This is a genomic window from Mitsuaria sp. TWR114, assembly GCF_007997345.1.
Window position 1 is genome coordinate 1 of the sequence record NZ_VOSR01000065.1, and the last position, 1,219, is coordinate 1,219.

The 1,219-nt window shown below is 73.4% G+C and carries 2 protein-coding genes; both read right to left on the minus strand.

Annotated elements, in window-relative coordinates; genetic code table 11:
• Positions 1–458, minus strand: a 458-nt coding sequence (locus tag FUT87_RS03770; RefSeq protein ID WP_255511646.1) for a uroporphyrinogen-III C-methyltransferase, incomplete at its 3' end; no start/stop codon positions are given.
• Positions 455–1,219: (2Fe-2S)-binding protein (locus tag FUT87_RS03775; RefSeq protein ID WP_186830345.1), on the minus strand; the 765-nt coding region annotated here is incomplete at its 5' end. The genes FUT87_RS03775 and FUT87_RS03770, both read right to left, overlap by 4 nt.

The window sequence follows — 1,219 nt, forward strand, 5'->3', positions numbered from 1 at the left end:
ACCGGCACGCCCACCGACGCCGGCGCCGCCAGCCCGGCCGACAGGCCGTTGATCACCTCGACCTCGATGCCGGCCTCGCGCAGCGCGTCGACTTCCTCGCCGCCACGACCGAACACGAACGGATCGCCGCCCTTCAGGCGCACGACACGCGCGCCCGCCCGGGCCTCGCGGATCATCAATTCATGGATGAAGCGCTGCTCTGTCGACACGCAGCCGCCGCGCTTGCCCACGCGCAGTACCCGCGCCGTCGGTGGCAGGCAGGCGAGCACGCGCGCATCGACCAGGTCGTCGGTCAGCACCACCTCGGCCTGCTGAAGCCGCTTCATCGCCTTGACGGTGAGCAGCTCCGGATCGCCCGGTCCCGCACCGACGAGGGACACGCTCGGCGCGCCCGCGGACGTGCTGTCGCATGAAATGGCGGATGAGCTGGCGTTGGCGCTGGCATCGAGGGACGTCATGTCGCTTCCTTCACTGGATTCGAAACCGGAGACCCTGGCACGACGGTCTGCACCATGCGGCGCAGCGCCGGCAGGCAGGAGCCGCACTGCGTGCCGCAGCGCAATGCGCCCTGCAGCGCCGCCAGGCGCGCCTGCGGCGCGTCGTCGGGCAGCCGCTGCAGGCAGGCGGTGATCGCGTCCTCGCGGACATTGAAGCAATTGCAGACCTGCGGGCTGACCGGCACGGCGGGCCCGTCCGCATCCGGCGCGAGCAGGCGGCGGCCGAGGGGCGCGACCGGCACGCGCTCGCTCCACAGCGCGTCGAGCCATGCCCCCTCGCTGCCCTCGCCGACGCGCAACAGCGCCTGCAGGCGCGCTTCGGCGCCTTCGCCATCCAGCCGCAAGGAGCGGCTGCGGCCGCGCCGCCCATCGGCATACCGCAGCACGCCGACACCGTTGAGCTGCAGCACCGTCGACAAGGCCTGCACCACCGGCGCGGGCGGCGGCTCGGCAAAGGCCAGCTCCAGGCTCCAGCCCTCCAGCCCGTCCTGCGCGGGCCCGGGCAGGCAGCAGGCGTACTCGGCCTGGTCCATCAGCACCCGCAGCTGGCTGCGCAGCGCGGCGGCCTGGCCCGGCTTCACCCAGGCCGCGCCGAACACGCGCCAGGGCAGCGCCACCGCCTCCACCGAGACGGCCGCGAACTTCAGCTCGGGCTGCCGCGCATCCGGACAGAACGCCGCTTGCGTCAGCGCATTGATGCCCAGCTGGCCGCGCCCGCCGAG